The following is a 6,191-nucleotide window of genomic DNA, read 5'->3' on the forward strand; positions in this document are numbered from 1 at the left end:
CAACTACCGGACAGGCATCTGCATCAACAAAAATCTGCATATTTTCTCCCTCAATTACACATAAACGGAGTGCGAACCTCGATGAGATTACCACTGGGATCATACAGTCTTACAAGCTTCTGCCCACCTGCAAGTTCTGTCAGTTCTGTGGCATACCGGACGGAATACTTACCAGATTCATATTTTGCAATCAATTCATCTATATCAAATTCCTCGAAATACAATTCCATCCTGTTATTAAATGGCGTAGAAGTTTCATCCAACGTCTTTCCCCATAAACCGACGTCCTGCAAAACAAGTCCCTCCGATAAGATCACATTACCTTCATTCTGAAGAATCACTTGCAGTCCAAATAAGTCCTTATAAAACTCTATGGATTTTTCTATATCATCCACCACAATCAATACATTTTTCAGCATATCCGTCACCTCGCAATCCGCTTTGGTTATATAATTTTTCCGGACAAATGATCAATCTCATGCTGGCAGATCTGTGCCGTCCATCCAGACAGTTTCTGGCGCTGTTTTTTCCAATTGAAGTCATAATACTCTACTTCAATTTCCTGGTATCTGGTCGTCCTACGAACACCATCCAGGGACAGACAGCCTTCTTCTGTCTCATACATATCATGCTTTGAAACAATCACCGGGTTAAACATAACAACATCTATAAATCCCATATTCACAATGATAATATTCTTCCTTACACCAATCATATTTGCAGCCATACCAACGCACCGTTCCCGGTTCGCCTGCAGTGTGTCCTGCAGATCCTTCCCAATCTGGATATCTGCTTTTGTGGCCGGCTCGGATGGCTGGCCTAAAAAGAAAATGTCTCTTACGATTTGCTTTACCATTTATTTTCTCCTGTATTTAATTTCTAATTTTTATTTATCCTGACCGAAAATCTTTCTCATCGGCTCAAGATTAATTTTACAGCATCAATCAGATCCTCACTGAATCCTTCAAGCTCATTCATCGTTATTACCTTATCTCTGACAAAATACGCAATATCCCATAATGCTGTCGACTTACGAAGTTCAATCAAAACACCTGGATGTTTCTTATCCTGTTTTATTCTCTTTTCAAGTTCCCAAAAATGATCCGAAGCGTTTCCCGGGGATGTAAGCAATTCGACATATTCCTTGGTGAGCTGCTCCATATAATGTTCCTGCCAATCTGAAACACGTTCACGATATAACTTCCAATCTGCTTTTGAAATTTCCATAATTTCTGTAGTCTCCTCGAGTGCCAATTTTCAAAAAAAGCACTTACTAGTATTTTTTTACTTTCAATATCAACTCAAGTATAACATAAATACAATTCCTATAGTGAATCTTTCCTACAAAACAAAATTTCTTCCCATCCCTTTTTACTTTTGCTCATGTTCCTTCCTCCTTCTCAATCTTCCATAAACTCGAAATATTCTCGTTCACTGGCAAATAAAATGTATTTGCCTTCTACGTATCCCATGTATCCGTTGCTTGTGTTATAACCTTTCATCTGCCAGTCCCCCTTGATTTCTTTTTCTAATGCTATCAGTTTACACCAAATGGCTGTACAAAAATCCCGACAACCAAAAGACTAAACTTCCTGGATTATTTTTGCATTTAACAGCTGAAGATAGAGAATAGCAAGGACAGGAAGTGGTTACCCACCTTCCGGACATTTGTCTCAAAACAGGAATCCTACTGGAATACTTGCAGATAGATAAGGAAAGCAGCTTATCTTCCTTTGTCACAGTAAGTCCTGTGTCATAAAGCTGATAAGCTGCTATTTTGTTCTGCAGGTATTCTATTTGTTCTCGTTCAACCTTTTCTTTAACTCAAAGATATTCTCCTCAATCCGCTGTATTATAGCCTTAAAATCATCATCTGATTTCCCCGTTGGATCATCAAGTCCCCAGTTATCATCAAATGCTCTTCCAATAAAAGGACATCCCACATTACAGCCCATTGATATTGCGATATCAACATCTGGGATATCAGCAATCAGCTTACTATACTGACCATTTGCTTCCATGTCTATTCCATAAATCTCTTTCATGACACGAACGGCATCCTGATTAATCTGAGGCTTTGTCTCTGTTCCGGCCGAATAGCTTTCAAATATATCTGATGCCAGATGTTTTCCCAATGCCTCTGCTATCTGACTACGGCATGAATTATGAACACAGATAAATGCGACTTTTTTCTTATTCATGAAATGGGCACCTCTCCTTAATACATTGATTGTTCTTATCAGAATGAATACACTTTATAACAGGCTTTTCCATTTGTATATTGAAATTCTCTGCCACATAGTCAATCGCTGAGATTATGGCCATATAAGAATCTCTTTTACAACATCTTGGTCCACCAATGCTCCCGATTGCGTCAAGTGCCTTGGAAGTCATTTTATTAGCCAGACCCCAAGGTTCATTTTTAAGTGGAGTCGCTCCTGAGATTATTGATATAAACATCCCTGTACTAATTCCAGCACCACAAGCACCCCAGAATCCACATACGCCACCCGGAACAGCTTTTCCTCGATTCATCATTTCAAGCAGAACTTCCGGCAAATCAATCTCACCACCTGCATTCTTATATGCAGCAAGGAGCGCTGAACCAACCATAACATGATGCTCTGGTCCATGCATATGACAGAATGGCTGTTCCATCATTTTTCTTATAATTTCTATCGGATTCTTAGATATTTCACTAAGACATATGTCTATAATTACATCCATTCCTTTTGTATGGCATTCATTACATACATAATGGCCCTGCTCACATCGGGTTTTGCTTAATTCCTTTTTATGGCATAACATGCACTCCATCATTTCATCTTTTTCAAGATATATAAGTGGTGCTTTACATATAATACATTCTTCTTTCATTTCCATTTCCTACCTTCCCAAAGCTTCAATAAATGAACTTGCCTCTCTTATTACTTTTTTATTCAGAGAATAATGATGCCACTTACCTTCCTTACGATCATTTACAAGCTCACAGTCGACCAATATTTTCATGTGATGTGATAAAGTAGGCTGTGTAATATTGAATTTATCCAGAATCTTACATCCACATTTTTCTCCGTCTGACAGCATCTGAACAATCTCCAGCCTATTTGTATCCGATAATGCTTTACATATCAGTATCATATCTCTTGTTTCCATTTTTGCCACCTCGCATAGACGTTTGTCTATGTGTTAATTTATCATACGCATAGATACTTGTCAATGTATATTTATTGAATAAGAGTTATATAGCATTCTTTCCCCATTTTATCTCTCGCTTTTGATTTCTTTTTCTAATGTTATCAGTTTACACCAAATGGCTGTACAAAAATTCCAACAACCATTACTGTTCAGGAATTAGCTGAACTAAAAAACCAATGGTGCAGACTGATAACAGTCAAAACCATTGGTTTTCTTTATCCAAATATATTCTCTGTTTCTTCTACAATTTTTATTTTACTTTTTCCAACTTGTTATTTGCATCAAAGCAGACCTTGTCCCCTTCATTGATGTTACATTCATAGAGCATGGCATCCTCTGCTTTTATCCTTATTTCTTCTCCTGAAGAATTCATAAGCGTCACTATTGCCATGACTGGCATACCTTTCGGTCGTTCCTCACAACCGAAGTCCAGGTCTTCCTCAATTCGTTTTACTGTGTATATCATAGCTATTCCTCCGAAAATAATATTAGAAATCAGTTCTCCATGTTCCTTCGAATTTTCTCTATCAAAGTGACATCTGCCGGTAGCCAGGCAACGCTGTCCAGTTGATCCTTCGTAAGCCATTTTGCGGCTTCCGCTTCTTTCAATTGGTGTAAACTCATATAATCGCTTTTTTAACAGAAACGCTAAAATTACACTATTTTTCATTACTTCATCGTCCTCACCATTAGATGTCAAATCTCCACCCACAATCACCATGATAAATCATTTGTTTTGTCATACCACCGTCAATACAGATGTTTTCACCTGTGATAAAGCCTGCTTTTTCAGAGCAAAGAAACAGTACCATATTGGCAATATCCATGGGATTTCCCACACGATGAACCGGCTGCTGCACTGCATCTGCTCCTGTATATTCGGTAAAGTCAGTATCTATCCATCCCGGAGAGATTGAATTGACCCGTACTCTTCCTGCAAGGCTGACTGCCAACGCATGAGTTAATGCTGAAATTCCGCCTTTTGCTGCGGTGTAACTTTCTGTTTGCGGCTGACTCATGCGGTCACGGGAAGATGAAATATTGACAATGGCAGCTCCTTCAGAAAAATATGGCTGAAATAGTTTTGCCAGATAAAATGGTGCTGTAACTCCATATAAAATTCTCCCCCAAAATCCGCTTTCTATTTCTGTTGCCACAACATTATGTATTCTTTTTCACCAGTAGCATCATCTAATCCTTCACATTGAATATCGAACCCTTCTCTTTGGTAAAAAGAGATGGCTCTGGCCTTCTTCTGGTATACGTTTAATCGTAACCTAATTTTTTTATTCTTGATATAGTCTAATAAAAGTTTACCTATACCACATGACTGCATTTCATTAGAAACAAAAATCCCTTCAATGTATTCGTTACTTAGTCCTACAAATCCCTGAATCATTTTATTATCTTCATACACATAGACTTCCGCTTGTGACATCATTTCTTTCACTAATTCATAATTACTTGTCCAATATTGCTCAGGAATAAAATCATGTGCTTTTAAATTAGTCTTTAACCATATGTCAGCAACTCTATTAATATCTGTATTCTGCATCTTTCTGATCATAACGATTATCCTCCATCAGCTCCCGATTTCAGAGCTTCATTTCTAATACTGATTTTACCGTACTTTTTAGGTTCAGTCCATCTTTTATACCCAAGCAATATCGCTTCCATTTCCTTTCTGCCGGACTGTTAGTCCCTTTTCTTGAAAAATATAAAAAATAGAGCACATAGATAGATTCTACATGCTCTTACGCTTTATATTCTGTTTTTATATCTTATTCTCTTTAGACGAATTTTTTTTGATTCTGTTTATTACACCAGTTTACAACTTTATAATTAATAGACTTGCTGACGAATCAGCTGTTTTAAAGCCTTTATGATAACATTTGATTTTATATGTGTTTCGATGTTTCTAACGAAATTGGTCAAAAATATCTGGCTGCGAATGCCCTGACTTAATTCAAAACGAAACTCCTGTACACTTTTTGTACGATATTCGGAAAACTGCTCATCCTGATAGGGTAAGATCTTCATTGCACAATAACAGATATTGATCAGATTTACCAGCATTTCAATACCCTTGCAGCTTCGTACCATATAACTGCAAAGTGACCAGAAGGTTTTCTGCTCATAGTAGCTTGTTTCAATATTCCACCGGAACGAGTACAAAAACAGCGGAATATGTTTCATCCTGTCATTCTTCCATACAGGTATGCAAAGCATAATATTTACAAAGCAGTGTCCATTCAGATAATTGGAACCATTATGTGCGGCATGGTCAAAGAGTTTTGAAACATTCTCAAACCGAGTTCCGACCTTTGCTACCATGGTATCATCCACACAAAGAAATATCGGCTGTGTTGCCAGTGAATCCGGTATCATTCTCAAAGCAACTTTAGCTGTGATATTCATAAAGTGGGAATCAGAGAAAGGGTAAAAGGTGGAAATGATGAATAATAATGTTAGTGCAGTACAAGTAAATGGTGGCTTTTATACAGTTGTTGTGATTAAATTCGATATCTGGGAAACACGGATTATTGACGAAAGACATTTCGCGACCGAAGACGAAGCGAAAGCGTTCGCGGATCTGGTAAACAATGGCGGTAAATATCGCGGTGAAGGCGTTTCTTGCATTACTCATTATATTGGATAAAGGGGCGCGAAAATGGATATTGTTTTAACTTTTATGGGTATCTTTTGGCTTGCGTGTAAGCTCTTCAGGCTGTCATGGGGACAGGGTGACATATACCGCGAAAGATATCGAAGATATGGAAACAAGGAAGATCTGAAGAAGGCAAATGAAGCCGATAGCGCAATAATGTTTAGCATAATCGTTTTTACACTGGTTTTTACTTTCGTTTTGTGCGTTATATTTCATTAATAAGAAGATAATAAAAGAGGGTGTAAAAATTCTTGTGTCTATGGAAAGTAAATCTTTCTGATAAGAAATAGATATGTAAAATTTTGCTGTCGAATTAATGATTATG

11 protein-coding genes and 1 pseudogene are annotated in these 6,191 nt (G+C 37.6%); 1 reads left to right on the forward strand and 11 read right to left on the reverse strand.

The features are described from left to right. Positions 1 to 50: 50 nt before the first annotated feature. The 11 genes and pseudogenes from ACTNDS_RS14730 to ACTNDS_RS14780 all read right to left on the reverse strand — a co-directional run bounded on the left by ACTNDS_RS14730 (position 51) and on the right by ACTNDS_RS14780 (position 5,616). The gene (locus ACTNDS_RS14730) at positions 51 to 419 is read right to left on the reverse strand and encodes a VOC family protein (protein ID WP_303242933.1); all 369 of its coding nucleotides are present in this window, start codon (positions 417 to 419) and stop codon (positions 51 to 53) included. Positions 420 to 445: 26 nt separating this feature from the next. Then, positions 446 to 856 carry a peptide deformylase gene (locus ACTNDS_RS14735; RefSeq protein ID WP_441036603.1) on the reverse strand — a complete coding sequence of 137 codons (411 nt, stop codon included), beginning with the start codon at positions 854 to 856 and terminating at the stop codon, positions 446 to 448. A 56-nt stretch (positions 857 to 912) separates the two neighbouring features. Next, complete coding sequence (locus ACTNDS_RS14740) at positions 913 to 1,227, reverse strand: multidrug transporter (protein ID WP_026648564.1); 315 nt, start codon at positions 1,225 to 1,227, stop codon at positions 913 to 915. Positions 1,228 to 1,793: 566 nt separating this feature from the next. Further along, the gene (locus tag ACTNDS_RS14745) at positions 1,794 to 2,201 is read right to left on the reverse strand and encodes an arsenate reductase ArsC (RefSeq protein WP_441036604.1); all 408 of its coding nucleotides are present in this window, start codon (positions 2,199 to 2,201) and stop codon (positions 1,794 to 1,796) included. After that, positions 2,194 to 2,883: a DUF5714 domain-containing protein gene (locus ACTNDS_RS14750; protein WP_441036605.1), complete on the reverse strand. Its 690-nt coding sequence runs from the start codon at positions 2,881 to 2,883 to the stop codon at positions 2,194 to 2,196. Before ACTNDS_RS14750 ends, ACTNDS_RS14745 begins: the two co-directional genes overlap by 8 nt. A gap of 3 nt (positions 2,884 to 2,886) precedes the next feature. After that, a complete protein-coding gene (locus ACTNDS_RS14755; RefSeq protein WP_118509515.1) occupies positions 2,887 to 3,156 on the reverse strand; it encodes an ArsR/SmtB family transcription factor in 270 nt (89 codons plus the stop codon). 292 nt (positions 3,157 to 3,448) lie between these two features. Beyond that, positions 3,449 to 3,664, reverse strand: coding sequence for a hypothetical protein (locus ACTNDS_RS14760; RefSeq protein WP_441036606.1), 216 nt, complete (start codon positions 3,662 to 3,664; stop codon positions 3,449 to 3,451). A gap of 29 nt (positions 3,665 to 3,693) precedes the next feature. Beyond that, a pseudogene (locus tag ACTNDS_RS14765) lies at positions 3,694 to 3,807 on the reverse strand (8-oxo-dGTP diphosphatase MutT); the annotation flags it as partial. 80 nt (positions 3,808 to 3,887) lie between these two features. Next, positions 3,888 to 4,355 carry an SDR family oxidoreductase gene (locus ACTNDS_RS14770; protein WP_441036607.1) on the reverse strand — a complete coding sequence of 156 codons (468 nt, stop codon included), beginning with the start codon at positions 4,353 to 4,355 and terminating at the stop codon, positions 3,888 to 3,890. Continuing rightward, the gene (locus tag ACTNDS_RS14775) at positions 4,340 to 4,765 is read right to left on the reverse strand and encodes a GNAT family N-acetyltransferase (RefSeq protein WP_441036608.1); all 426 of its coding nucleotides are present in this window, start codon (positions 4,763 to 4,765) and stop codon (positions 4,340 to 4,342) included. The genes ACTNDS_RS14770 and ACTNDS_RS14775 overlap by 16 nt, the downstream gene beginning before the upstream one ends. Before the next feature lie 275 nt (positions 4,766 to 5,040). Then, positions 5,041 to 5,616 carry a hypothetical protein gene (locus ACTNDS_RS14780; RefSeq protein WP_441036609.1) on the reverse strand — a complete coding sequence of 192 codons (576 nt, stop codon included), beginning with the start codon at positions 5,614 to 5,616 and terminating at the stop codon, positions 5,041 to 5,043. Between the two features lie 28 nt (positions 5,617 to 5,644). Between ACTNDS_RS14780 and ACTNDS_RS14785 the strand changes: the two genes are divergently transcribed. Continuing rightward, positions 5,645 to 5,857 carry a hypothetical protein gene (locus ACTNDS_RS14785; protein WP_441036610.1) on the forward strand — a complete coding sequence of 71 codons (213 nt, stop codon included), beginning with the start codon at positions 5,645 to 5,647 and terminating at the stop codon, positions 5,855 to 5,857. The last annotated feature ends 334 nt before the right edge of the window (positions 5,858 to 6,191 follow it).

It is taken from the genome of Blautia sp. HCP3S3_C12 (genome assembly GCF_052064155.1).
Taxonomy (GTDB): Bacteria; Bacillota; Clostridia; order Lachnospirales; family Lachnospiraceae; genus Blautia_A.